Source organism: Micromonospora antibiotica (assembly GCF_017599305.1).
In the GTDB taxonomy this organism is placed as follows: Bacteria; Actinomycetota; Actinomycetes; order Mycobacteriales; family Micromonosporaceae; genus Micromonospora; species Micromonospora antibiotica.
This window is the reverse complement of record NZ_JAGFWR010000013.1, coordinates 17,094-41,827: the sequence shown is the minus strand read 5'-3', so window position 1 is coordinate 41,827 and position 24,734 is coordinate 17,094. Positions and strand designations below refer to the sequence as shown.

Below are 24,734 nucleotides of genomic sequence, written 5' to 3'. Positions count from 1 at the left end.
GCCGGTTGCCGTCATCGGGCCCGGCCGCGGCAGCCGACCTCCCGGCAGCGATGACAGTCACCACTGGAGGCCCATATGGACCACGATCAGGTAGCCGGACGGCAGGCGCGGCCGGACGTCGCCGGCGGGGCACCGGTCGGCCGGCAACCCGACCGGGCAGCCGACCCCGGGCCGACCACCGGGCCGACGCCCACGCCGGACGACACGTCGGGGCTGCCCCCCGGCTACCGCCCCTGGCCGGCGCTGTGGGCGATGCTGGCGGGCATCTTCATGATCCTGCTGGACTCCACCATCGTCTCGGTGGCCGCCGACGCCATCTGGGTGGACCTCGAGACCGACCTCAACGCGGTCGTCTGGGTCACCAGCGGCTACCTGCTGGCCTACGTGGTGCCGCTGCTGCTGGCCGGCCAACTCGGTGACATGTTCGGCCCCAAGCGCCCGTACCTGCTCGGTCTGCTGCTGTTCACCGCCGCCTCGGTGTGGTGCGGGCTGTCACCCACCGCGGAGGTGCTGATCGCCGCGCGGGTGGTCCAGGGCCTCGGCGCGGCGCTGATGGCGCCGCAGACGATGGCCGTGATCACCCGCACCTTCCCCCGGCAGCAGCGCGGCACCGCCATGGCGGTGTGGGGTTCGGTGGCGGGGGTGGCGATCCTGGTCGGGCCGTTGGCGGGTGGCCTCCTCGTCGACGGGCTCGGCTGGCAGTGGGTGTTCTTCATCAACCTTCCGCTGGGCGTGGCCGCCTTCGTCGCCGCGACGGTGCTGGTGCCGACGCTGCCGACCCACCGGCAGCGGGTCGACTACCCGGGCATCGCGCTGAGCGGGGTCGGGCTGTTCCTGGTGGCGTTCGGGCTCCAGCAGGGGCAACGGTACGACTGGGGGCTCGTGCGTGAGGTGGGTCCGGTGCCGATCACGGTGTGGAGCCTGATCGGCACCGGCGTCGCCACCCTGCTGCTGTTCGTGTGGTGGCAGACCCGGGCGGCCCACCCGCTGATGACGCTGGCGCTGTTCCGGGACCGCAACTTCGCCCTGTCCAACGTGGCCGTCGCCTGCATGGGTTTCTCGATCACCGGCATGGCCGTCCCGCTGATGCTGTTCGCGCAGAAATCGATGGGCCTGAGCCCCACCGGGTCGGCGGCGCTCCTGATCCCCCTGGCCGTCCTCGCCGGGGCGCTGGCGCTGCCGGCGGGCAAGCTGGCCGACCGGGTACACCCCCGCTACCTGACCGGGTTCGGTTTCGCCACCAACGCCGGCGCCCTCTTCTGGCTGGGTCTGGTGACCGGGGACGACACCCGGGTGGGCACCGTCCTGGCACCGCTCGCCCTGGTCGGTGTCGGCAACGCGTTCATCTGGGGGCCGTTGACGGCGACGGCCAACCGCAACATTCCGCTGCGGCTGGCCGGCGCCGGTTCCGGTGTCTACAACACCACCCGTCAGGTCGGTGCCGTGTTGGGCAGCGCCGCCGTCGGCGTACTCATGCAGCACCAGGTCGAGAGCAGGTTCGGGCAGTCCGGCGGCACGGTGTCGGCGGGGGCCGCCGCCCAGTCCACCGGGCCGCTGCCCGAGGTGCTGCGCGGATCATTCGCCGAGGCGATGGGCACGAGCATCTTCCTGCCGGCCGCCGCGTTGGTGCTCGGCTTCGTGGTGGTGCAGTTCTTCACCCACACCGAGCCGACTCACGATGCGTGAGCGGTGGCGGACCCGAACCACCGGGCCAGTTCGGCACGCAGTTCCTGCTGGTCGTCGCCGACCCACGCCACGTGTCCGTCCGGGCGCAGCAGCAGCGCGGGCACATCCAGTTCCTCGCTGACGTCGACGACCCGGTCGACCCGGTCCGCCCAGCCCGCCACCGAGAGCCCGCCGGTCTGATCCAGCAGCAGCCCCCGCCCCTGGTGCATCAGCCCGTAGAGGCGTCCCCGCTTCAGGCCCACGTCGCGCAGCCGCCGGCCGAGCAGGTCGTGGCCCGCACCGAGGTCGTACCGGACCGAGATCGCGGTGATCTTCTCGATCAGGTACCGGTTGACCTCCTCGAAGTCCATCAGCTCCGCCACCAGCTTCCGCACCGCCTGCGGGCCCGCCTCCAGCGCCATCAGCTCGGTCTGCGCGCGGGTGTTGTCCAGCACGTCCGCCGCCACCGGCCGGCGCTCGGCCTGGTACGTGTCCAGCAGCGCGTCCGGTGCCCAGCCGGCGACCTGTGCGGCCAGCTTCCAGCCCAGGTTGAACGCGTCCTGGATACCGAGGTTGAGCCCCTGTCCGCCCAGCGGCGGGTGCACGTGCGCCGCGTCGCCGGCCAGCAGCACCCGGTCGACCCGGTACCGGTCGGCCAGCCGGGTGGCGTCGCCGAAGCGGGACAGCCAGCGGGGCGAGTGCACCCCGAAGTCGGTGCCGGCGGTCGCCTGCAACTGCTGCCGGAAGTCCTCGATGGTCGGGGGGACCGCCCGGTCCTCGCTCACCCCCGCGGCGGGTACGACGACGCGGTACAGCCCCTCGCCGTCCCCGACCGGGCCGACCCCGAACCGCAGCTGCGTCCTGCGTACCCGGGTCATCACCGCGACGACCTCGTCGTGCGGCGCGGTCAGCTCCATCACGCCCAGCAGCGTCTCGTTCCGGGTGGGCTCACCGGGAAAGCCGACACCCAGCAGCTTGCGAACGGTGCTGCGACCGCCGTCGCAGCCGACGAGATAGCGGGTACGCAGGCGGGTGCCGTCGGCCAGCTCGGCGGTCACCGCGTCGGCGTCCTGGCTCAGCCCGACCAGTTCGGTGCCCCGCCGGATCTCGACGCCGACCCCGGTGGCGTGCTCGGTCAGCAGCCGCTCGGTGACCGGCTGCGGGATGCCGAGGATGTAGCCGTGCGCGGTGTCCATCCGCGACGGCCACTCCTTGGCGATACCGGCGAAGTAGCCGCCGAACTGGAACTGTTTGCCGTGGGCGAGGAACCGCTCCAGCAGGCCCCGCTGGTCGAGGACCTCGATGCTGCGTACGTGCATGCCGAGCGAGCGCACCACGCTTGTCGGTTCGGCGTCGCGCTCCAGCACCACCACCCGTACGTCGTGCAGCCGCAGCTCCGTGGCCAGCATCAGGCCGGTCGGTCCGCCGCCCACGACGATGACGTCGATCATGGAATCCCCGTTCGGTTGTTCGCGCCGCCCGCTGCGTCGATACCAACACATGCTTCGCGAATCACAGATTTCGCCAGGTTCTGGCGTCGAGTGGAGATTCTGCACCAGCACCGGGGTCTTGCCACAAGCCCCGGGGTGCGATATACGTTAGAAGTGGCAGGGAGGCGTGTACTCCCTGCCTTTGCTTTTGCCCGCTCCCGGCCTTCGCCGACCCCCCGCCTTCGCCGACCCCCTGCCTTCGTCGGTCCCCCGCCTCTGCCGGCCTCAGTGCCTCCACAGCGCGCGCGGCGGCCCTCCGGAAGCCATTTCGGAGGGCCGTTGTGGCTGCTGGGCAAGGCCCGGTCGGGCAGGGTGCGAAATCGCAGCCGAACGATCACGATCATCCGCCAGTACACCCCCGGGCAGAGCGCTTGACATTAGGCAGGCAGATGCCTGCATAATCCTGGTCATGGCCGGTGACATGGACAAGGTGTTCAAGGCGCTCGCCGACCCGACCCGCCGCCGCCTGCTCGACAGCCTTCGCCGGGAAGACGGTCAGACCCTGGGCCAACTCTGTGCCCAGCTGGCCATGACCCGGCAGTCGGTGACGCAGCACCTCGGCGTGTTGCAGGAGGCCAACCTGGTCAACGCCGTCCGGCGAGGCCGGGAGAAGTGGCACTATCTCAACCCCGTCCCCATCCACGAATTGCCGCAACGCTGGATCGCCGCCTTCGAGGAACCTCGACTGCGGGTGCTCGACGGGATCCGCCGACAGGCAGAGGAGCCGCAGATGAACGTCACCAGACCCACGTTCGTTTACGTGACCTACATCCACGCCACCCCGGAACGGGTCTGGGAGGCGTTGACCGATGCCGACCTGACCGGCACCTACTGGGGCCACCGCAACGTCTCCGACTGGCGGCCCGGCTCCCGGTGGGAACACCAACGCACCGACGGCTCGGGCATCGCCGACGGCGGCGGCACGATCCTCGAAGCGACCCCGCCGACCCGGCTGGTGATGACCTTCGGCGACGTCGACGCCGAAGCCGGGCCGGACGCCTCCACGGTCACCTTCCTCATCGAACCGCACCGGGACATCGTCCGGCTGACCGTCACGCACGTGAACCTGCCGTCCGACGACGACTTCGAGGCCGTCTCCGCCGGCTGGCCCGCGGTCATGGCCAACCTGAAGTCACTGCTCGAAACCGGCCGCGTGCTGCCCCAGGCGCCCTGGGAGATGCACGCCGCACAGCGTGCCGCCCAGCAGAACGGCCACGACGGCACAGAACGGACCGACCCGACGCGCCCCGACGCCGGCCCTGCCGCCCGTAACGGATGAACCTGGACAACCCCGGGTACGCGGGCACCGGCAGAGCACCGACTGACCATGTCTGCGCTGGTGGGGCGGGCGGGGCTCGAACCCGCGACCGAGGGATTATGAGTCCCCTGCTCTAACCCGCTGAGCTACCGCCCCGATACCGCGCCGGATCATAACCTGCCCGCCAGACCACCTGCCAGCACCCGAACCGGTAGGACGAGAAGTCACCGCCCGGCACGATGGGCAACGCGAGAATAACAGTCAGCAGTCGATCCGGACGCACCCGAACCGGTGTTGCGCGAGCCTGCGGATCAGCCCGCCGCGCGCAGTTCCGTGAGCACCGCCCCGGCCGTACGCCAGCCGCTGGCCAGGGCACCCTGGATGGACGGACTGTCCCGGTGGTCACCGGCCACGAAGATCCCCCCGCCGAGCGCCACCGGCTTACGCAGCCGTCCCTGCGGCGGTGGTGCGGCGGGCAGGGCGTGCGGCACCGACACGGTGGTCAGGTGGTCCCAGTCCGCTGTGGAGCATCCGTAGAGCCGGTCCAGTTCGGCCCGGACCGTCGGCTCGGGCGGGGCGTCGGGGCCGACCACGGAGGTCGCCACCAGGTGCCGCCCGGCCGGGGCGTACGACGGGACGGCCCGGCTGACCACCACCGTGTTGGCGACGAGTTCCCGCCGGTCGCCGTCGACGAGCAGGATCGGTTCGTCGAGCGGCGCCTCGGGGGCGCTGTGGTAGTAGGTGGTGTAGCTGTGGGTGCGTACCCGGGGCAGGGTGGGTAGCAGCGTGGTCGCGGCCGTCGGGTCGGCGGCGACCACGACGGCGCGGCAGGCGATCTCACCGTCCGGGGTGCGGACCCGGCCGGGGGCGACCGAGGTGACCGGGGTGTCGCAGGTGATCAGGTCGGCGGGCAGCGGGGCGGCGACGGCCTGTGGCAGCGCGGCCATCCCCCGGGCGGGGAGGCCGATGCGGCCCCGGACGAAGGACCGCAGGATCATCGCCAGCACGCGGCTGGAGGTTTCCAGTTCCCGGTCGATGAGGACGCCGGACAGGAACGGCCGGATCAGCTCCTCGATGATGGTGTCGGACAGGCCGGCCCGGCGCAGCGCCGCCTCGCTGGTGGTCTCCGGCGCGGTCAGCAGCCGGTGCGCCGGCAGGGTGGCGCAACCGGTCGCGAGGGCGGCGAAGCGCAGCCGGTCGGCCAGCGAACCGATGCCGGCGAGCGCGGTGGCGGGTGCGCCGCCGGGTTCGCGCAGCGGGTGGACCAGCCGGTCGAGCCGGTCGCCGCGGCGGACCAGCACCCCGGAGGTGAACCACCCGAGGTCGAGGGTGCCCAGGTCGAGCAGGGTGCCGAGCCTCGGGTACGCGGTGTTGAGCACCTGGAAGCCCCGGTCGAGCAGGTAGCCGTCGACGGTGTCGGTGGCGACCCGGCCGCCGATCCGGTCGCCGGCCTCCAGCAGCCGCCAGGGCACCCCGGCCCGGTGCAGCCGGCGGGCGACCGCCAGCCCGGCGAGTCCACCGCCGACGATCACCACGTCCGTCTCAGCGGGCACGTTGCACCTCCGTGTCGTTGCGCGCCGACCGGGACAGCCGGCTCGGCCACCACACCTTCGGCCCGATGTCGTACGACAGTGCGGGCACCAGCAGCGAGCGGACCACGATGGTGTCCAGCAGTACCCCGACGGCCACCGCCACACCCAATTCGACCAGTACCACCAACGGGAGTACGGCCAGCGCGGAGAAGGTGGCGGCGAGCACGATGCCGGCGGAGGTGATCACCCCGCCGGTGACGGTCAGCCCGGCCAGCACCCCCGCCCGGGTGCCCCGGCGGACCGACTCCTCGCGGACCCGACTCATCAGGAAGATGTTGTAGTCGATGCCCAGGGCGACCAGGAAGACGAAGGCGAACAGCGGGAACGACGCGTCGACGCCGGGAAAGTCCAGCAGGTAGCGGAAGATCACCGCGCAGAGGCCGAGGGTGGCCAGGAACGACAGCACCACCGTCGCGATCAGCAGCACCGGCGCGACCAGGGCCCGCAGCAGCAGCGCCAGGATGACCGCGATCACCGCCAGGACGACCGGGATGATGACGTTGCGGTCCCGGGTGGACGCGTCGGAGGTGTCCACGTCGATCGCGGTGAACCCGCCGACGACGGCGTCGGCGGCCGGCACCCGGTGCACCGCCTCACGCAGGTCACGGATGGTCCGCTCGGCCGCGTCGCTGTCCGGCGGGTCGGTGAGGGTCGCCTCCAGCTGCACCCGCCCGTCGACCACCAGGGGCGGGGCGTTCGGGTCCGGCGGGCCGGTCTGGTCACGCCGGGTCACCGGGCGGACGGCGGCCACCCCGGGCACGCCCTGCGCGACCTGGGCGACCTGCCCGGCGCTCTGCTGGCGGGTGAAGACGGTCGCCGGGCTGCCGGTGCCGGCCGGGTAGTGCCGGGCGATCACCTCCTGCCCGGCGACCGAGTCGGTGCGGTCGGTGAACAGCTCCGACTGGCCGAGGGTGGTCGCACCGAGCTGGGTGAGGCCGAGGGTGAGCAGGGCCAGCACCACGGCGGTGGTCAGCCAGACCACCCGGGCCCGCCGGGCGACGAAGCCGGCGATCCGGGCCCACAGCCCGTGTTCGGTCTGTGGGTCCGCCCGGTCCACCCTGGGGGTACGCGGCCAGAACGCCCGCCGGCCGCCGAGCACCAGCAGGGCGGGCAGGAACGTCAGCATCACCAGCAGGGTGGCGGCGATACCGATGGCGGCGACCGGGCCGAGCGCCCGGTTGGAGTTCAGGCTGGACAACAGCAGGCAGAGCAGGCTGACGATGACGGTCGCGCCGGAGGCGGCGATGGCCGGGGCGGCACCCCGCCAGGCGGCGCGCATGGCGTCCCAGGGGCGCTCGTGCCGGTGCAGCTCCTCCCGGTAACGGGCGATCAGCAGCAATGCGTAGTCGGTGCCGGCGCCGAAGACGAGCACGGTGAGGATGCCCTGGGCCTGCCCGTTCAGCTTGATCACGTCGTTCTTGGCCAGGGAGTAGACGAAGACCGACGCCAACGCGTACGACATCCCCGCCGCCAGCAGCGGAAAGACCCAGAGCACCGGGCTGCGGTAGACGATCAGCAGGATGATCAGCACCACCACCAGGGTGACCAGCAGCAGTGGCCCGTCGATGGCGGAGAAGACCTCGATCAGGTCGGCGAGCAGACCGGCCGGGCCGGCGACGTCCACGGTGAGCCCGTCGCGGTCGCCCCCCGCGATGCTCCGCAGTTCGTCGACCACCTGGCCGATCCGCTCCCCCTCGGAGTCGTCGATCGGCACCACCACCTGCAGGGCCTGCCCGTCCTGGCTGGCGATCGGTGGGGGCAGCGGCCCGACGACCCCGTCGACCTGGGCGAACCGGGCGCTGTCGGCGACCGCCCGCCGGGTGTCGGCGGGGGTGATGCCGGTGCTGCGGGCATAGACCACCAGGGCGGGGGTGGTCGGCTCCGCGACGAAGCCGGCGGCCAGGTCCTGCGCCCGGGTCGCCTCGGCGTCGGCAGGCAGGAAGGAGGCGTTGTCGTTGGTCGCGACGTCGCCCAACTTTCCCGCGTACGGCCCGGCGATCCCACCGACGACCAGCCACGCCAGCACGACCGCCACGGCGATCAGCGTGGCCGCGCCCCGGCTCCGCCCACCGGCCATTCCCGGTCCACCCCTCAATCGACGCAGCAATCGACGCAACGGGAGTCTAGGTCGACAGTTGTCATCCTGCCGTCCGAATACGCCGTCCGGGGCCGAAACCGCCCATCCGCACCACTCAGCCGTGCACGATCGGCTCAGCCGTGCACGATCGGCTGGATCGACCGGGAGCCGCCGACGCCGCAGCGCGACGCACTACCCCGTCGCCCGACTGCGCCGCAGCGCCGGGCTTTCGCGGTCGGCGGGACCCGCACCGAGCTGCGCCACCCCGGACCTCTGACCACCCCGACCCGCGTATCCACGATCCGAACCTGAGGATTGTGGAGACTCCTTGTCGCCCCAGCGACAACAAGTCTCCCCAGACACGGCCCGGCGGCACCGGCGACAGCAACCGGACGTCACGCGACCGAACGGAAGCGGCACGGCAGCGGAGCGGCGGCACCGGGCGGACGGCACAACGGCGACGTGGCGACCCGGGGGCAGCAGAGCGGCAACGCATCGGGCGGAACAACGGCAACGCGGTCACCCGGGGGCAGCAGAGCGGGGGCGCTGGTGGCGGTAGCGCGAGTGCGGCGGTGACCGCGCGGGGGTCGCGAGGCGGCGCGGGGTCGCAGGGGGACGGGCGGGCGGCGGGGCCGGGCGCATGGAAAAGCCCGTCGGCAGGGGCCGACGGGCTCGTGGTGGGGATTGCGCTCCCCCGTTTGGACTCGAACCAAAAACCTGCCGGTTAACAGCCGGCTGCTCTGCCAATTGAGCTACGGGGGACTGCCGTGTCGCGGTGAACCGGATCTCTCCGGCGCTCGGCGACGGCACAAGAGTACAGGACTTCGGGGGGGTTCGGTCCAGGGGGTTGCCGCTTTCGACCACGCCGCCACGGGGTGGGACGATCAGCCCCAACAATAAGGACAAATCGCCATCCCCACCCAAGCAGGTATGACTGCGGAGCAGGATGGGTAGTTAGCTGTCGACCGAGAAATTGTGGGGCGCGACGATGGTCGTTCCCGACCGGCACCACCGGGCGGGAACGACGGGAGCGTCAGGTACGGAAGGAGCCGCCATGCGCGGAAAGATCATGTTTCTTGGCGGGCTGGCTGCGGGCTTCGTCCTGGGCGCCCGTGCCGGCCGGGAGAAGTACGAGGAGCTGGTGGTGCGGGGCCGCAAGGTGCTCGACCACCCGACCGTCCAGGAGGCGGCCGGGGTCGCGCAGGCCCAGGCCAACCGCCTCTACAGCGAGGGCAAGGACAAGCTCGGCCAGTCCAAGCTCGGCGAGAAGCTGCACACCGGCAACGGTGGCAAGCCGGAGCTGACCCCGGCGGACGACGCCTTCGCGGGCACCCCCGCCACCGTCGGCGCCAAGTCGGGCGTCAGCCCGACCAGCTCGTCGGTGACCACCCCGAAGCCGAAGGCGCCGGGCACCGGCACCAACGGCAGCACCCTCTGATCGTCCGTACGTCGTTCGGGCCGGTCGCCACGTGGCGACCGGCCCGAAGTACGTCTCAGTCCTTGCCGCTGCTGAACGCCGCGTCGAACGCCGCCGTCGGAGCGTCGAAGGCGAGCCGGCGGACGAACTCCAGCGCCTCCGGCGCACCGACCAGCCGGTCCATCCCGGCGTCCTCCCACTCCACGGAGATCGGCCCGGTGTAGCCGATCGCGTTCAACGCCCGGAAGCAGTCCTCCCAGGGGACGTCACCGTGGCCGGTGGAGACGAAGTCCCAGCCGCGCCGCAGGTCGGCCCAGGGCAGGTGGGAGGCGAGCCGACCCCGCCGACCGTCCCCGGTGCGTACCTTCGCGTCCTTGCAGTCGACGTGGTAGATCCGGTCGGCGAAGTCGAAGATGAAGTTCACCGGGTCCAGCTCCTGCCACACGAAGTGCGACGGGTCCCAGTTGAGGCCGAACGCGGGCCGGTGGTCGATCGCCTCCAGGGTCCGCTTGGTGGTGTAGTAGTCGTACGCGATCTCGCTGGGGTGCACCTCGTGGGCGAACCGCACCCCCACCTCGTCAAAGACGTCGAGGATCGGGTTCCAGCGGTCGGCGAAGTCCTGGTAGCCGCGTTCGATCATGGCCGGCGGCACCGGCGGGAACATCGCCAGGGTGTGCCAGATGGACGACCCGGTGAAGCCGACCACCGTGTCCACCCCGAGCTTCGCCGCCGCGCGGGCGGTGTCCTTGATCTCCTCGGCGGCCCGCTGGCGTACCCCCTCGGGTTCGCCGTCGCCCCAGATCCGGGCGGGCAGGATGTCCTGGTGCCGCTCGTCGATCGGGTGGTCGCAGACGGCCTGGCCCACCAGGTGGTTGGAGATCGTGAAGACCTTCAGGTTGTGCTTGGCCAGCGTCTCCCGCTTGCGCTCGACGTACGAGTCGTCGGCGAGTGCCTTGTCGACCTCGAAGTGGTCGCCCCAGCAGGCGATCTCCAGTCCGTCGTAGCCCCATTCGGAGGCGAGCCGACATACCTCCTCGAACGGCAGGTCGGCCCACTGGCCGGTGAAGAGCGTGATCGGTCGCGCCATCGTCTGTCTCTCCCCTGTTGTGGTGGGGATTCCTGGGCGGGACCGGGGCGAGGGTGACCGGGCCGGGCCGGTACGTCGGAGGCCGTGCCGGATCACCGGTGGGTGCACGTGCACCTGGGCCCAACGGGTTGCGCCTCCCGTCGGGTCACCGGCCACCCGCAGGTCGCCGCCCACCACTCTAGGCCCGCCCCGCCCCTCACGAAACCCCTCCCGCCCGGCCCGGCGGGACCCGTCAACCCCGGCCCCGCCGGACCGAGCCGGCCGGACCGAGCCGGTAACGATCAAGAGGTTTGCGTCACGACGGGCGACCCGCGTGACGCAAACCTCTTGATCACCGATGCGAACCCACGGACGGGAGCCGGGGTCGGAGTGGGTGGGTGGGTTACTGGGGGAGGGTCCACTTCTGGTTGGGGGCGGAGGAACTGCACGTCCAGAGCAGGACCACGGTGTTGTCGGCCGAGTTGTTGCCGTTGACGTCCAGGCACTTGCCCGAGGCGGGGTTGCGCAGGGTGCCGTCGGACTGCGACGACCAGACCTGCGGGCTGCCACCGGTGCAGGTCCAGAGCTGGATCTTCGTGCCGTTGGCGGTGCCGCCGCCCGAGACGTCCAGGCACTTGCCCAGCGCCTTGATCGGGCCGTTCGGGGTCACCGTCCAGGTCTGGCGGGCGCTGCCGTTGCAGGTGAAGATCTGGATCTGGGTACCGTCGGCGGTGGCACCGTTGCGCACGTCCAGGCACTTGCCGCCCAGGCCCTTGATCGGGCCGGTGCCGTTGGTCGGCGTGGTGCCGCCCAGCTCCTTGATCCGGATGTTGCGGAACGAGGCGTCGTCACCGGTGCCGTGGTTCTGGATGCCGATGTGGCCGGCGAGCGAGCGCACCGGGTTGGTGTTGGTGAAGTCGTTGATCTTCGCGCCGTTGAGGAAGACCTGGAGCCGCTCCCCCTCGACCAGCAGCTCGTAGGTGTTCCACTCCCCCGGCGGGTTCAGCGCCGCGTCCCGGGCGGCCTGGTCGGCGGCCTGGAACGAGTAGACCGAGCCGGTGGTCCGGTCGACCGTGTCGGTGGCGTCGATCTGCACCTCGTAGCCGTTGTCCATCGCCGAGTTCGGGTCGCTCGACGGCGGGAAGCCGATCAGGACGCCCGAGTTGTCGTCGCCGTCCACCTTCCAGTCCAGCTTCAGCGAGTAGTTGGTGAACTGCTTCGCGCTGTACCAGAGCATGCCCAGCCCGCCGACGGAGCTGAGGGTGGCGTTGGAGTTGGTGAAGCTGCCCGGCCCGGCCTGCGACCAGCCGTTGGTGGAGCCGTTGTAGAGGGCGGTGTAACCGGTCTCGGGCCGGCAGTCGGCCTTCGTCCGGCCGGCCGCGTACCGGATGCCGCCGAGCAGGTGGGCCCGGAACGCCGGCTCGGAGTACGCCGACTGGTTGTGCCCGGCGCCGGTGTAGAACGACCGGCCGCCGTTGTACGTCTTGCACCACACGTGCGGGTGGTCGGCCCCCATCCCACCCCCCGAGTACGACGACTCGTCGAGGTTGGCCAGCACGTGCGCGGTGGAGCGGGCGTTGGTGCGGAAGTTGTACCACTCGTCGGTGCGCTGCCAGGTCGGGCCGAGGTGGGCGGTGGCCGCGTGCGCGCGGTCCTCCACCCGTACGGTGGCCTGCTGGATGGCCGGGTGGGAGGCGAACCACGCCCCGACCAGGTTGCCGTAGAACGGCCAGTCGTACTCGGTGTCGGCGGCGGAGTGCACGCCCATGTACCCGCCACCGGCGGCGATGTACGACTCGAAGGCGCTCTGCTGGCTGGCGTTGAGCACGTCGCCTGTGGTGTTGAGGAAGATCACCGCCTCGAACCGGGCGAGGTTGGCGCTGGTGAACTGGCCACCGTCCTCGGTGGCGGTGACGGTGAAGTTGTTGGCCGCGCCCAGGTCACGGATGGCCTGGGTGCCGACCGCGATGGAGTCGTGCCGGAAGCCGGCGGTCTTGGAGAAGACCAGCACGTCGTAGGCGACGTCGGCGGCCGACGCGGGGGTGGCCGGGGCGGTGCAGGCGATGGCGGCGAGGACGGCGGTGGCCGCGCCGAGGATGGGCCGGAAAAGTCTCATGTCGTGCTCCAGTACGCCGGGGGCGCGGGACCGGACACTGCCGGTCCCGCGCCCGTCAGGTCAGGGCAGGGTCCACTTCTGGTTTGCGGCGGCGCTACAGGTCCACAGCAGGACCACGGTGCTGTCGGCCGAGGTGTTGCCGGAGACGTCCAGGCACTTGCCCGAGGCGGGGTTACGCAGGGTCCCGTCGGACTGCGCCGACCAGACCTGCGGACTGCCGCCGGTGCAGGTCCACAGCTGGATCTTGGTGCCGTTTGCGGTGCCGCCGCCGTTGACGTCGAGGCACTTGCCGAGCGCCTTGATCGGGCCGTTCGGGGTGACCGTCCAGGTCTGCCCGGCCCCACCGTTGCAGGTGAAGATCTGCACCTGGGTGCCGTCGGCGGTGGCCGCGTTACGCACGTCCAGGCACTTGCCGCCCAGCCCCTTGATCGGCCCGGTGCCGTTGGTCGGCGGCGGGACGGTGCCGGTGTTCAGGGTGAAGGCGTCCAGGTCGTAGAGCAGCCCGGTGCCACCGGCGAAGGTCAGGTAGAGCGTGGTGGTGCCGGTGGGTGCGCCGGACACCGTGCCGGTGACCGTGGTGAAGGTTTCCCAGCCGCCGGTGACCGGCACGCTGGCCTGCCCGAGCACGGTGCCGGTGGGTGAGCCGGCGCGGATCTGGAGGGTGCCGCCGGAACCGGCCGAGGAGACCCGCGCGGTGAACGAGGTGACGTTGCCGATCTGGTACGGGGAGAACCCGATCCACTCCCCGTTCTCGATGTTGCCGACGGTCTTGCCGCCCTCGGCGGGGGTCTTGTCGTAGAGGGTCACGCCGGACGAGGTCTTGAAGTGCTCGGCCTGCCGGTGCCGGGGCTGCAGGGTGTGCTGGGTGTGCGTGGTGAGCCCACCGGCGTCGGTGTACTCGGCGTCGAAGATCGCGAAGATGTTCGCCGCGTCGTCGTGCTCGCCGTCGACCGGGATGGTGATCGTGCCGGAGCAGCCGTCGACCGAGGAGATCTGGTGACCGTGCTGGTCGTGGCCGAGCACGTAGGTCATCTTGACCTTGGTGCAGTCGACCGTGCCGTCCTCCGGGTCGGTGACGGTGATGCTGAACGGCACCGTGTCACCGAAGGAGAACAGCGAGCCGTCGACCGGGCCGGTGATGGTGACCGTCGGAGCGGTGTTGCCGACGCTGACCGTCACGCTGTTCGTGCCGGTCGCCCCCTGCGGGTCCCGCACGGTGAGCGTCGCGGTGTACGAGCCGTCCGTGGTGTACGTCTTCGTCGGGTTGGCCGCCGTGGAGGTGGTGCCGTCGCCGAACGCCCACGAGTAGGTCAACGCCCCACCCTCGGGGTCGGCGGAGCCGGCCGAGGAGAAGTTCACGGTCAGCGGCGCGGGTCCGGAGGTCCGGTCGGCGCTCGCCCGGGCGGCCGGCGCCCGGTTGCCGACGCCGACGTAGTCGAAGCGGTACAGGGCCGAGTTGGCGTCACCGTTGTAGTAGCCGGTGCCGTAGTCGAGCAGGTAGTACGCCCCGTCGGGGCCGAACGCGGAGTCCATCACCTGCTTGCCCACCCAGGGGAAGCTGTCGATGGTGCCGGGCGACCCGTCGGAGTTGACGTGGATCGGCTTGACCCAGCCCCGGCCGAACTCGGTGGCGAAGAACTGCCCGTCGAAGGCCTGCGGGAACTTCGTCGCCGAGGGGTTGTTCGGGTCGTACCGGTAGACCGGGCCGGCCGCCGGGGATTCGGAGCCGCCGCCGAACGCGGCCGGGCTGCCGGCATCGCCGCCGTACCGGATCCAGGAGGGCTTGGCCGGCGGGAGGGTGGTCAGGCCGGTGTTGCGGAACGAGTTGTTGGTCGGCCCGCCGGTGCAGTTGTACTTGGGGCCGGTGGAGTTGGTGGCGAAGTTCCACTCGTTGTACGTCTCGGACGTGGTGTTGGTGCCGGTGCAGTACGGCCAGCCGTAGTTGCCGGGGCCGGTGACCCGGTTGAACTCGACCTGGCCGGAGGGGCCCCGGTTGGCGTTGGTGCTGCCGGCGTCCGGCCCGTAGTCGCCGACGTAGACGACGCCGGTGGCCTTGTCGACGCTGATCCGGAACGGGTTGCGGAAGCCCATCGCGTAGATCTCGGGGCGGGTCTTCGCGGTGCCCGGGGGGAACAGGTTCCCACTCGGGATCGAGTACGTCCCGTCGGCGTTCATCTTGATCCGCAGGAGCTTGCCCCGCAGGTCGTTGGTGTTGCCGGCGCCGCGCTGGGAGTCGTACGCCGGGTTGCGGTTGGTCCGCTCGTCCAGCGGCGAGTAGCCGGCGGAGTCGAAGGGGTTGCTGTCGTCGCCGGTGGACAGGTAGAGGTTCCCGGCGGCGTCGAAGTCCATGTCGCTGCCGACGTGGCAGCAGATGCCCCGGTCGGTCGCCACGTCCAGCACGTCGACCTTGCTGGTCTGGTTGATGGTGAAGTCGCTGTTGAGGGTGAACCGGGAGAGCCGGTTGACGCCCTGCCAGGCGGACCAGTTGCTGCCGGTGGCGGGCGCGTCGCCGCCGGGGGTGGACAGCGGCGGCGCGTAGTAGAGGTAGATGAACCGGTTGGTGGCGAAGTTCGGGTCGACCCCGAGGCTCTGCAACCCCTCCTCGTCGTGGGTGTAGACGGGAATGGTGCCGATCACCCGGGTCACGCCGGCGGAGTCGGTGCGCCGCACGGTGCCGTTGCGGGCGGTGTGCAGCACGGACCGGTCCGGCAGCACGGCCAGCGACATGGGCTCGCCCATCTCGTTGACGCCCCGGGCCAGCTCGACCTGCTGGAAGTCGCTGGCGTTGATGGTGTGCGCGGCGGCCGGGGCGGTCGGGCCGGTGGTGGTGGCGGCGACCGCACCGGCGGTGACGGCCAGCAGCAGTGCTGCTGCGGAGGGTAGCCACCGTCGGGAACGGTGACCGGTGTAGTCCTTTGTGGACATTGGAGGGCTGTCCCTTCCTGACGGATCACGGCCAGGGCGGGACGCGTGCCGCCGCGCCGGATGCCGGGGTGGTGGGGTGGAGTGGTGGGGTGTGGCAGGGCAGGCCGGGCGGCCGGGGTGCCCCGGTCGGCCGGTCAGAACCCTCGGCCGGGGCGCGAACCGCCGGCGGAAGGTCGCTCGCCGAGGGGTTACCGCGCCGCCGGTTCACCTTGACGAAACATGCCCGTGATGCCACAAACATTAATGGTGACCTATGTCAATGTCTATACCCTCTGCCCACCGGTGTGGGTTTTCATCAGATGAAGCCCGCCCACCGGTCGGGCATCCCCGGTCCCGCGCCGAGCAGCGGCGGGCCGGTCGACCCGTGGGTCACCGAACGGTGACGAGCAGTTCCACCCCGGGTAGCCCCGACCTGCCGCAGCCCGGCGGCACCGGCCGGCAGGCGGGGACGACCCGGCCGTACGGGAATCCACATTCATCTGATGAAAGACCGGGCGCCTGCCGGTCGGAGCACCGCCCACCGCGCCGGACCCACAGCCCGGACCGTCGGAGCGGCCCGGCTCAGTGCTGCCGGTGCACGGCCTGGTCGGCCAGGCCCGCCAGGGCGGCACGGGCCGGCTCCGCCAGCGGCACCTGGGCCAGCGCGACCCGGGCCGCGTCGGCCCGGACCCGGATCAGCCGCTCGATCTTCTCCCGCGCGCCGGTCGCCTCGATGATGGCCCGCAGATCGGCGGCACCCGCCGCGTCCAGCTCGGGATTGCCGAACAACTCCCGCAGCCGGGCGGCCTGGGCCCGGTCGGCGGCGTCGCGGGCCATCGCCATCATCACCGTCGGCTTGCCCTCCCGCAGGTCGTCCAGGATCGACTTCCCGGTCACCGCCGGATCACCGAAGACCCCCAGCACGTCGTCGCGGAGCTGGAAGGCGTCCCCCAGCGGGTCACCGAAGTCGACGAGCGCGGCGACCAGCTCCGCCGGGGCACCGGCCAACGCCGCACCGATCTGCAACGGCCGGGTCACCGTGTAGCGGGCCGCCTTCATCCGGATCACGGTGAGCGCGCTGGCCACCGAGCCGTCCCCGACCCCGGAGACCAGATCCAGGTACTCCCCCGCGATCACCTCGGTACGCATCCGGGCGAAGACCCGGTACCCCTGCCAGATCTGCGCGGAGGTCATCCCGCACTCGTGGAACATCTGGTCCGACCAGGCCGCGCAGAGGTCCCCGCAGAGCAGGGCGGTGTTGCGGCCGTAGGTCTCCGGGTCGCCCCGCCACGCCGAACGGGTGTGCAGCTCGGCGAAGACCCGGTGCACCGACGGCGCACCCCGACGGTGGTCACTGCCGTCGAGGATGTCGTCGTGGATCAGCGCGAACGCGTGGAACAGCTCCAACGCCGCCGCGGCCACCACGATCGGGCGGTCGTCCGCTCCCCCGGCACCCCGCCAACCCCAGTAGCAGAACAGCGGACGCAGCCGCTTCCCGCCGGCCAGCACGAACCGGTGCAGGGCGGTGAAGATGCCCCGTGGGGCACCGTCCGGCCAGTCCGGACCCTGCCGGTCGAGAAACGCCACCAGCTCGGCGTCGAAGCGGGTCCGCAGCTCACTGGCGTCGGTCGGGGCGGCGGTGAGGGTCACCGCCGGTCCCCCGTGCCCGGCGGGCCGGTCGGGGCCGTCGACGCCCCGTCGGCACCCGCTCCCAGCCCGGCGAGGTCCAGCAGCAGCGCCTTGACCTCCGTCGCGGCGAAGGAGTCCCGGGCCAGCGACGGGTCGGAACAGAGCAGCACCGGGCCGTCCGCCGGGTCGGCCGGCAACCGGCCGTGCGAACCCCGGACCGCCCGCGCCCCCGCGTCCAGACCCACCACGCTCATCAGGTAACGCATGCCGAGCTTCTTGCGGGCCAGCGCCACCCCCGCCCGCCGCTTCGCCGCACCCGGCGCGGCCGGGTCGAAGAACAGCTCCGCCGGGTCGTACCCGGGCTTGCGGTGGATCTCCACGTTCCGGGCGAAATCCGGGGCACGGGCGTCGTCGAGCCAGTAGTAGTAGGTGAACCAGGAGTCCGGCTCGGCCACCAGCACCAGTTCACCGGCCCGCTCGTGGTCCAACCCGGCCGCCGCCTTGCCCTCGGCGTCGAGCACCTCGGCCACCCCGGGCAGCCCGGCGCAGAGCTTCGCCACCGCCGCCACGTCCGCCGGGTCCTTCACGTAGACGTGGGCGATCTGGTGGTCGGCGACGGCGAACGCCCGGGACGTCCACGGGTCCAGGTACTCCATGCCGTCCTGGGTGTAGACCCGCAGCAGCCCCTCGGCGCGCAGCAGCCGGTTGACGTCCACCGGGCGGGAGACGTCGGTGATGCCGTACTCCGACAGCGCCACCACCGTCGCGTCGGCGGCCCGTGCGGCGTCCAGCAGCGGCGCGAGCACCGCGTCCAGCTCCGCCGCCGCGGCGGTGGCCCGCGGCGAGGACGGCCCGAAGCGTTGCAGGTCGTAGTCGAGGTGCGGGACGTAGACCAGGGTCAGGTCGGGGGCCTGGTCGGCGAGGATCCGCTCAGCCGCCCGGCAGATCCAGCGGGACGAGGGCAGCCCCGCCCCCGGTCCCCAGTAGGTGAACAGCGGGAAGGTGCCCAGCGCGGCGGTGAGCGTGTCGTGCAGCTCCGGCGGGTCGGTCCAGCAGTCCGGTTCCTTGCGCCCGTCGGCGTAGTAGATCGGGCGGGGCGTGACGGTCCAGTCGACGTCCGCGCCCATCGCGTACCACCAGCAGACGTTGGCCACCGTGTAGCCGGGCTCGACCCGGCGGGCCGCCTGCCACACCTTCTCCCCGCCGACCAGCGCGTGGTGCTGCCGCCACAGCAGCACCTCACCGAGGTCACGGAAGTACCAGCCGTTGCCGACGATGCCGTGCCCGGACGGCTGCTCACCGGTCAGCAGGGTGGCCTGCGCCGAGCAGGTGACCGCCGGCAGCACGGTACCCAGTTCGGCGGAGAACCCCTGCTCGGCGACGGCACGCAACCGGGGCATGTGGGCCAGCAGCCGGGGGGTCAGCCCGACCACGTCCAGCACCACCAACCGGCGGCTCATGCCGACATCCCGCTGCGCCCGGCACGGCGGTGGCACCGCACGGTGCCCGGTCGGTGACGCTCGCTCATCGTCGTACCCCCAGGGTCGTCGGGACGGCTCGCTCGGCCGGGGTGAGGCCGAGGGTGACCAGTTCGTCGCGGGCGAAGGCCAGCTCGGCGGCGATCCCGAGGGCCAGCTCCGCATCGGTGCGCGGACGCCGCGCCGCCGGCAGCACCCCCCACGTGTACGTCTCGACGTCCAGGTGGTCGCAGCCGGCCGTCGGGCCGGCCAGCAGCGCGGCCAGCGCGGTGCGCAGCACCGGCAGGGTGGAGGTCAGCGGCGGCTCGGGCGGGGCGTGCAGCGGCACGTGGTAGTGCACCCGCCACGCCCCGGGCAGCCGCGCGGCCAGCGCCTCGTCCAGGTCGTCGGCCGCGTACGCCGGGTCGGCCGGGTCGGCGGCGTGGGCGCAACCGGCGGTGCGGGTCTGGTGCAGGAACCGGGGCTCCACCCAGCGGCCCAGCGCGTCGGCGTCGGCGACCGGGTCGGCCGACTCCAGCGCGGCGGAGACCTGCACCTTGACCACCGGCAGCCCGGCGGAGCGCAGCCGGGCCAGCGCCGCGACGGGTTCCTCCCAGGCGCAGGCGAGGTGGGCCAGGTCGAGACAGATCCCGAGCCGGTCCGGGTCCAGGCCGCCCAGCAGGGCGGCGGCCTGCCCGCTGCTCTCCACCACGCAGCCCGGTTCCGGTTCGAAACCGACCCGCACCGGGCGGCCGGTGTCGCGTTCCACCTCGGCCAGGCCGGCGGTGAGCGCGTCGAGCCGGCGGCGGGCCGCCCCGGCGTGCGTCGGGTCCCAGGGCTGCCGCCAGGCCAGCGGCAGGGTGGAGATGGAGCCCCGGGCCGCGTCGTCGGGGAGCAGGTCGGCCAGGATCCGGGCCAGGTCGAGGGTGTAGCGCAGCCGCTGCCCGGTGGTCCAGTCCGGGTGGTACACCGCGCCCTTGACCACCGGGGCCTGGAAGGCCGCGTACGGGAAGCCGTTGAGGGTGACCACCTCCAGCCCCCGGTGGGTCAGCTCGGCGCGCAACCGGCGACGGGCGGCCGGGTCGGCGGCCAGCTCGGCGGCGACCGGGGCGGCCAGCCACAGCCCCAGGCCGAGCAGGTCCGAGCCGAGCGCCTCCCGCACCGGCAGGGCGTACGTGTCGAGTTGGGCGAGGATGCCGGCGGCGTCCTCGGCGGGGTGCACGTTGGTGCAGTAGCCGAGGTGGACGGTGCTGCCATCGGCGTGCCGCAGCCGCATCAGTCGCCGCCGCGCAGGATGGAGTTGCCCTCGAAGGTGCCGCTGGACGGGGTGTCCAGGTCGGTCAGGTCGAGCCGGCCGGACTGCCCGTAGAACTCCACCGGGTTGCGCCAGAGCACCAGGTCGACGTCGTCGTCGGTGAATCCGGCGGCCAGCATCGCCTCACCGGTGGCCCGGGTCAGCAGCGGGTCGGAGCGGCCCCAGTCGGCGGCCGAGTTGACCAGCATCCGCTCGGTGCCGTACGTGCGCAGCAGCTCCACCATCCGCGGCGGCGACATCTTGGTGTCCGGGTAGATGGAGAAACCCAGCCAGCAGCCGCTGTCGCGGGCCAGCTTCACGGTCACCTCGTTGAGGTGGTCCAGCGCCACCCGACCCGGCGCGATGCCGCTCTCGGCGACCACCGCGAGGCTGCGTTCGACGCCGCGCGCCTTGTCCCGGTGCGGGGTGTGCACCAGGGCCGGCAGGTCGTGGTCGACGGCCAGCGCGAGCTGGGTGGCGAACGCCTCGTCCTCGGCCGGCGTCATGTCGTCGTAGCCGATCTCGCCGACCGCTACCACGGCGTCCTTCTCCAGGTAGCGGGGCAGCAGGTCGAGCACCGGGCGGCAGCGCGGGTCGTTGGCCTCCTTGGGGTTCAGCGCCACGGTGGCGTGGTGCCGGACCCCGAACTGGCCGGCCCGGAACGGCTCCCAGCCGATCAGCGAGTCGAAGTAGTCGGCGAAGGAGGCGGCGCTGGTGCGCGGCTGCCCCAGCCAGAAGGCCGGCTCGACCACGGCGCGGACCCCGGCGGCGGCCATCCGCTCGTAGTCGTCGGTGGTCCGCGACGTCATGTGGATGTGCGGGTCGAAGATGCGCATTCACGCCTCCCTGATGGTGAGCCGGTCGAGCAGTGCGGTGGCATCGGCGGGGAGCTGCCGACCGGCGGCGTGCCGTTCCGCCGCGAGCGCGGCGAGCATGGTGGCCAGTTCCCCGTCGGCCCGGTCGTCGAGGTCGGCGACGACGGCCAGCGGCACCCCGATGAAGACGCACTTGAGCACCGCCTGCCGCCAGGCGTCCGCCGCCAGGTGCCGGGCGTACGGGCCGAGCGCGGCGGCGACCAGCCGGGTGTCGTTGGTGCGGATCGCGTCGTGCAGCAGCGGCACCCCGGCGTCGCCGATCGGCAGCAGCGCAAGGGCCTTGAGTACGGCCCGCTTCTCGGCGGCGTCGCCGTACCGGTAGACCTCGTCGGCCTGCGCGGCGGCCTGGTCGGCGGGGAGCGCGGCCAGCAGCAGCGCCCGCGCCGCCTCGTCGGCGGTCCAGCCGGGGGCACCGGGCAGGTCGTGCCGGCCGCACCGCCGGGCGGCGGCGGGAAAGTACCGTCCGACCGCGCCGGGCTCGGCCGCGACGCGGCGCAGTGCGGTCTCCAGCCAGTCGGGATCGGGTGCGCCCTCCAGCGCGGCCCGCAGTCGATCCGGTGTCATCCGTCTCCCCTCCCCAGGTGTGTGCGTCCGGCGGTGGTCAGTCCGCCTCGGTGGTGCCGGCGGGGACGGGTGCCGCGCCCGCCGCGAGGCCGGCGTCCCGGGCGGCGGTACGCAGGAAGTCCAGCGACCGGGCCGCCACGGTGGGTGCGGCGTGCGAGTGCCGGGGCAGCTCCACGGCGACCAGTCCCCGGTAGCCGGCGTCGGCCAGGGCGCGCAGCACCGGCGGGAAGTCGATCTCGCCGGTGCCGAACTCCAGGTGCTCGTGCACCCCCCGGCGCATGTCGTCGATCTGCACGTTGACCAGGTGCCCGGCGACCTGGCGCACACAGTCCGCCACGGTCGACGACTCCAGGCAGCGGCAGTGTCCGATGTCGAGGGTGATGCCGAAGCGGGCCGGCTCGCCGAGGGCCCGGTGCAGCCGACGCCAGCCGGCGATGTCCTCGACCAGCATTCCGGGCTCCGGTTCGAAGCCCAGGGTCACCCCGGCCCGGTCGGCGGCGGCGGTCACCGTCGCGCAGCCGGCGACCAGCCGGTCCCACGCGACCTCGGGGGCGACGTGACCGGGTCGGATGCCGGCCCAGAAGGAGACCGCCTCGGCACCGAGGTCCGCGCCGACGCGGACGGCCCGGTCCAGGAAGTCGATCCGGCCGGCCGGGTCGTCGTGCAGCAACGTCGGGGCATGCTTGCGCCACGGGTCGAGCAGGTAGCGGGCACCGGTCTCGACCACCACGCCGAGACCGAGCGCGGCCAGCCGGTGCGCCACGGCGTCGACCCGGCGGGCCAGTCCCGGCGCGTACGGGTCGAGGTGGTCGTGGTCGAGGGTGAGCGCGACCCCCTCGTAGCCGAGGTCGGCCAGCACCGTCAGGGCGTCGTCGAGCCGGTGGTTGGCGAAGCCGTTGGTGCCGTAGCCGAACCGCAGCCGGTCCACCTCGCCGGCCGGCGGGCCGGCGGCGTCGGCCGGACGGTCCGGGGCCGGGCTGCGGCGGGACGCGCCGGCAGCGGCCGGCGGAACGGCGTCCGGGGCGGTCATGTCGGGGAGAGTTTCCGGGCCAGCCGGCCGCCCAGCGGCGCGGCGAGCGCGACCAGCGCGCCGACCAGCCCGGCACCGGCGCGGGCGGTGAGCGCACCCTGCAACGAGGGCAGCCCGGTGATGCCGGCCCCGACGGCGGCCCGGACCCGGCCGGCGGTGGGGTCGGCGGCCACCCGGGCCTGCGCGCCGCCGTACCGGGCGACGTACCAGCCGGCCAGCGCCACCGGCAGCGCGCCGGCGAGCGACCGGCCGACCCCGGCGGCACCGGTGCGGACGCCCGGTGCGGTACGACGGCCGGGCGCCTCGGTCGCCGTCGGCGCATCGTCCACCGGGGACGGCCGGCCGGCGGGACGGGTCGGGGTGGTGGCGCGGGGCAGGGTGGTGGCGGCCAGCGCGACCAGGGCGGTGCCGGCGAGGGTACGCCGGGGCAGCGCCGCGTCGGCCCCGGTCACCTCACGCCGGGACAGGGCGGTCACCGTCCAGGTGTGCGCGGCGACGGTCAGCGCCGCCGGCAGCGCCCGGACCGGTCGGCCGGACGACGCGCCGAGCAGCACGTCCAGCCCCCGGCAGGCGGCCATCACGGCGGGACCGGCGGCGGTGTTCTTGGCCACCAGGTCGTACCCCCAGATGGTGGCGGCGAGCGGAAGCGCGACGGCGGTGGCCCGTCGGCCGCCCACGGCGGCGGCCAGGCCCAGGCCGGCGGCGGTGAGCCCGATGGCGACCCCGGCGGCGGCGGCCGGGGTGATCCGGCCGCTCGGGATCGGCCGTTCCGGGCGTTCCTCGGCGTCCAACCCCCGGTCGGCCCAGTCGTTGGCGGCCATCCCGGCCCAGTAGAGCAGCACCGACGCGCCGGCCAGCCCGGCGGTACGCGGGCCGAGCACCCCGGCCGCCGCCGCCCCGGCCACCAGGTCCCCCGGTACGGACAGTGCGGCCGGTGCCCGGACCAGCTCGGCCAGGTCGGCCACGCTGGTCACCCGGCACCCCCGGCGTGCAGCTCCCGGGTGAAGTCGACCAGCCGCTGCCACTGCTCGCTCAGCGAGTGGGTGGGTGCGTCGATCGGGTCCTTGAAGAAGAAGGCCAGCTCGGGCAGGGGGCCGACCCGCCCGGCGGCGTGCGCGGCGGCGGTGAGCCGGGCCAGGTCCAGCACCAGCGGGGCGGCCAGCGCGGAGTCGCAGCCGTGCCAGGTGAACTCCATCCGCATCCCGGTGCCGAGGAACCCGGCGAAGGTGATCAGGTCCCAGGCGGTCTTGAAATCACCGAGGTCCTCGACGTAGTCGATCCGGGTGCCGCCCTGCGGCACGTAGCCCAGCGTCTCGCCGAGGACCCGCTGCTTGCTGTCCACCTTGGCGGCGTTGGCGCCCGGCTCGGCCAGGGTCGCCCCGTCGCCGCCACCGAGCAGGTTGACCCCGGACCAGGAGCGCACCGCGAGGTGACGCATCGCGAACATCGGGGCGAGCACCGACTTGACCAGGGTCTCCCCGGTCTTGCCGTCATGCCCGGCGTACGGCAGGCCACGCTGCGCGGCGAGCGCGGCGAGCGCCGGCAGGCGCAGCCCGGTGGACGGGGTGAAGTCGACGTACGGGCAGCCCGCCTCGACGGCCGCGTACGCGTACAGCGAGCTGGGCGGCAGCACCTCGTCGCCGCCGGCGAGGGCGGCCCGCAGGGCGTCCGGGTCGGCGTGGCCGGGGTGCGGTGACGGGGCCGGTTCGGTGGCCGAGACGTTGACCACCACCACCCGGTCGAGCCGGTGCCGGTCGCGGAACGCGGTCAGGTCGGCGGTGACCGCGGCGGCCCGGTCGGCCTGGCTGCCGCCGGTCGGCGCGGGCCGCAGGTCCTCCTCGACGGCGGCCAGGTCGGCGGCGAGCGCGGCGGCCAGCCGGCCGGGCAGCACCCCGGCGGCGGCGAGCGCCTCGGCCCGTTTGGTCAGCGGCGTGGTGGCCACGTCGTGACCGCCGAAGACCAGGTCGGCGAAGGGGGGCAGGGCGGGTCCCCGCAGGTCGGGCAGTTCGGTGACGCAGCCGGTGGGGGCGGTGAGGCCGGCCCGTAGGGCGAGCCCGCCGACGATGCCGGTGGTCGCGACGGAACCGCGCGCTCCCACCAGCCAGACACCCGTACGCATGGTGCTCCTTCCGGATGGAACGTGCTCGGTTCGGTCGTGCCGGCGGGGCGCGGGGTGGCCCCGCCCGCCCGGTCGTGCGGGATGGCACCGGTGACGGCGTAGACGTCGGCGGCGTCGACGCCGTACCCGGTCCCGCACGGCGTGCGGGCGGGGCTGGCAGGCAGGGCCGGTTCGGCGTCTC

17 protein-coding genes and 2 tRNA genes are annotated in these 24,734 nt (G+C 72.9%); 3 read left to right on the top strand and 16 right to left on the bottom strand.

Features of this window, described 5'->3' with window-relative positions; genetic code table 11:
• The first annotated feature begins 75 nt into the window (after positions 1–75).
• Positions 76–1,686, top strand: coding sequence for a DHA2 family efflux MFS transporter permease subunit (locus tag JQN83_RS20980; RefSeq protein ID WP_208568845.1), 1,611 nt, complete (start codon positions 76–78; stop codon positions 1,684–1,686).
• Here JQN83_RS20980 and rox read toward each other — a convergent pair.
• Positions 1,674–3,116 (bottom strand): rifampin monooxygenase, encoded by a 1,443-nt coding sequence (gene rox / locus JQN83_RS20975; RefSeq protein WP_208568844.1) that lies wholly within the window; start codon positions 3,114–3,116, stop codon positions 1,674–1,676. The two genes, JQN83_RS20980 and rox, sit on opposite strands and share 13 nt — an antisense overlap.
• A gap of 448 nt (positions 3,117–3,564) precedes the next feature.
• Between rox and JQN83_RS20970 the strand changes: the two genes are divergently transcribed.
• Complete coding sequence (locus JQN83_RS20970) at positions 3,565–4,434, top strand: ArsR/SmtB family transcription factor (protein ID WP_244252907.1); 870 nt, start codon at positions 3,565–3,567, stop codon at positions 4,432–4,434.
• A gap of 58 nt (positions 4,435–4,492) precedes the next feature.
• On the opposite strand, the gene JQN83_RS20965 is transcribed toward JQN83_RS20970, so the two are convergent.
• The 4 genes from JQN83_RS20965 to JQN83_RS20950 form a co-directional block, all read right to left on the bottom strand.
• Positions 4,493–4,569 (bottom strand) — tRNA-Ile (locus tag JQN83_RS20965).
• 155 nt (positions 4,570–4,724) lie between these two features.
• On the bottom strand, positions 4,725–5,966 hold the full coding sequence (locus JQN83_RS20960) for an NAD(P)/FAD-dependent oxidoreductase (RefSeq protein ID WP_208568843.1): 1,242 nt from the start codon (positions 5,964–5,966) through the stop codon (positions 4,725–4,727).
• Positions 5,956–8,082, bottom strand: a complete 2,127-nt coding sequence (locus tag JQN83_RS20955; RefSeq protein WP_208568842.1) for an MMPL family transporter — start codon at positions 8,080–8,082, stop codon at positions 5,956–5,958. Before JQN83_RS20955 ends, JQN83_RS20960 begins: the two co-directional genes overlap by 11 nt.
• 689 nt (positions 8,083–8,771) lie before the next feature.
• Positions 8,772–8,844, bottom strand: a tRNA-Asn gene (locus JQN83_RS20950).
• Between the two features lie 292 nt (positions 8,845–9,136).
• On the opposite strand from JQN83_RS20950, the gene JQN83_RS20945 reads away from it, so the two are divergent.
• On the top strand, positions 9,137–9,520 hold the full coding sequence (locus JQN83_RS20945; protein ID WP_208568841.1) for a hypothetical protein: 384 nt from the start codon (positions 9,137–9,139) through the stop codon (positions 9,518–9,520).
• A 55-nt stretch (positions 9,521–9,575) separates the two neighbouring features.
• Here the strand turns inward: JQN83_RS20945 and JQN83_RS20940 are convergent, their stop codons facing one another.
• The 11 genes from JQN83_RS20940 to JQN83_RS20890 all read right to left on the bottom strand — a co-directional run bounded on the left by JQN83_RS20940 (position 9,576) and on the right by JQN83_RS20890 (position 24,553).
• Positions 9,576–10,586 (bottom strand): sugar phosphate isomerase/epimerase family protein, encoded by a 1,011-nt coding sequence (locus JQN83_RS20940; protein WP_208568840.1) that lies wholly within the window; start codon positions 10,584–10,586, stop codon positions 9,576–9,578.
• Positions 10,587–10,968: 382 nt separating this feature from the next.
• Positions 10,969–12,681 carry a ThuA domain-containing protein gene (locus tag JQN83_RS20935; RefSeq protein ID WP_208568839.1) on the bottom strand — a complete coding sequence of 571 codons (1,713 nt, stop codon included), beginning with the start codon at positions 12,679–12,681 and terminating at the stop codon, positions 10,969–10,971.
• Positions 12,682–12,741: 60 nt separating this feature from the next.
• Positions 12,742–15,606 carry a carbohydrate-binding protein gene (locus JQN83_RS20930; protein ID WP_208568838.1) on the bottom strand — a complete coding sequence of 955 codons (2,865 nt, stop codon included), beginning with the start codon at positions 15,604–15,606 and terminating at the stop codon, positions 12,742–12,744.
• Positions 15,607–16,167: 561 nt separating this feature from the next.
• A complete protein-coding gene (locus JQN83_RS20925) occupies positions 16,168–17,235 on the bottom strand; it encodes a polyprenyl synthetase family protein (protein ID WP_208568837.1) in 1,068 nt (355 codons plus the stop codon).
• Positions 17,232–18,674 carry an alkaline phosphatase family protein gene (locus JQN83_RS20920; protein WP_208568836.1) on the bottom strand — a complete coding sequence of 481 codons (1,443 nt, stop codon included), beginning with the start codon at positions 18,672–18,674 and terminating at the stop codon, positions 17,232–17,234. The genes JQN83_RS20925 and JQN83_RS20920 overlap by 4 nt, the downstream gene beginning before the upstream one ends.
• 64 nt (positions 18,675–18,738) lie before the next feature.
• The gene (eboE, locus tag JQN83_RS20915; RefSeq protein ID WP_208568835.1) at positions 18,739–19,947 is read right to left on the bottom strand and encodes a metabolite traffic protein EboE; all 1,209 of its coding nucleotides are present in this window, start codon (positions 19,945–19,947) and stop codon (positions 18,739–18,741) included.
• Positions 19,947–20,801 (bottom strand): TatD family hydrolase, encoded by an 855-nt coding sequence (locus JQN83_RS20910; RefSeq protein WP_208568834.1) that lies wholly within the window; start codon positions 20,799–20,801, stop codon positions 19,947–19,949. Before JQN83_RS20910 ends, eboE begins: the two co-directional genes overlap by 1 nt.
• A complete protein-coding gene (locus JQN83_RS20905; protein WP_208568833.1) occupies positions 20,802–21,404 on the bottom strand; it encodes an EboA domain-containing protein in 603 nt (200 codons plus the stop codon). It lies immediately after the preceding gene.
• 37 nt (positions 21,405–21,441) lie between these two features.
• Positions 21,442–22,434 carry a sugar phosphate isomerase/epimerase family protein gene (locus JQN83_RS20900; RefSeq protein ID WP_208568832.1) on the bottom strand — a complete coding sequence of 331 codons (993 nt, stop codon included), beginning with the start codon at positions 22,432–22,434 and terminating at the stop codon, positions 21,442–21,444.
• Positions 22,431–23,408: an SCO3242 family prenyltransferase gene (locus JQN83_RS20895; protein ID WP_208568831.1), complete on the bottom strand. Its 978-nt coding sequence runs from the start codon at positions 23,406–23,408 to the stop codon at positions 22,431–22,433. Before JQN83_RS20895 ends, JQN83_RS20900 begins: the two co-directional genes overlap by 4 nt.
• The gene (locus JQN83_RS20890) at positions 23,405–24,553 is read right to left on the bottom strand and encodes an inositol-3-phosphate synthase (protein ID WP_208568830.1); all 1,149 of its coding nucleotides are present in this window, start codon (positions 24,551–24,553) and stop codon (positions 23,405–23,407) included. Before JQN83_RS20890 ends, JQN83_RS20895 begins: the two co-directional genes overlap by 4 nt.
• Positions 24,554–24,734: the final 181 nt, after the last annotated feature.

Excerpts from the sequence above, each read along its gene's own strand:
- JQN83_RS20980 (WP_208568845.1), top strand. The coding sequence starts at position 76 with ATGGACCACGATCAGGTAGCCGGACGGCAGGCGCGGCCGGACGTCGCC.
- rox (WP_208568844.1), bottom strand. The coding sequence starts at position 3,116 with ATGATCGACGTCATCGTCGTGGGCGGCGGACCGACCGGCCTGATGCTG.
- JQN83_RS20970 (WP_244252907.1), top strand. The coding sequence starts at position 3,565 with ATGGCCGGTGACATGGACAAGGTGTTCAAGGCGCTCGCCGACCCGACC.
- JQN83_RS20955 (WP_208568842.1), bottom strand. The coding sequence starts at position 8,082 with ATGGCCGGTGGGCGGAGCCGGGGCGCGGCCACGCTGATCGCCGTGGCG.
- JQN83_RS20945 (WP_208568841.1), top strand. The coding sequence starts at position 9,137 with ATGCGCGGAAAGATCATGTTTCTTGGCGGGCTGGCTGCGGGCTTCGTC.
- JQN83_RS20940 (WP_208568840.1), bottom strand. The coding sequence starts at position 10,586 with ATGGCGCGACCGATCACGCTCTTCACCGGCCAGTGGGCCGACCTGCCG.
- JQN83_RS20935 (WP_208568839.1), bottom strand. The coding sequence starts at position 12,681 with ATGAGACTTTTCCGGCCCATCCTCGGCGCGGCCACCGCCGTCCTCGCC.
- JQN83_RS20930 (WP_208568838.1), bottom strand. The coding sequence starts at position 15,606 with ATGTCCACAAAGGACTACACCGGTCACCGTTCCCGACGGTGGCTACCC.
- JQN83_RS20920 (WP_208568836.1), bottom strand. The coding sequence starts at position 18,674 with ATGAGCCGCCGGTTGGTGGTGCTGGACGTGGTCGGGCTGACCCCCCGG.
- eboE (WP_208568835.1), bottom strand. The coding sequence starts at position 19,947 with ATGCGGCTGCGGCACGCCGATGGCAGCACCGTCCACCTCGGCTACTGC.
- JQN83_RS20910 (WP_208568834.1), bottom strand. The coding sequence starts at position 20,801 with ATGCGCATCTTCGACCCGCACATCCACATGACGTCGCGGACCACCGAC.
- JQN83_RS20905 (WP_208568833.1), bottom strand. The coding sequence starts at position 21,404 with ATGACACCGGATCGACTGCGGGCCGCGCTGGAGGGCGCACCCGATCCC.
- JQN83_RS20900 (WP_208568832.1), bottom strand. The coding sequence starts at position 22,434 with ATGACCGCCCCGGACGCCGTTCCGCCGGCCGCTGCCGGCGCGTCCCGC.
- JQN83_RS20890 (WP_208568830.1), bottom strand. The coding sequence starts at position 24,553 with ATGCGTACGGGTGTCTGGCTGGTGGGAGCGCGCGGTTCCGTCGCGACC.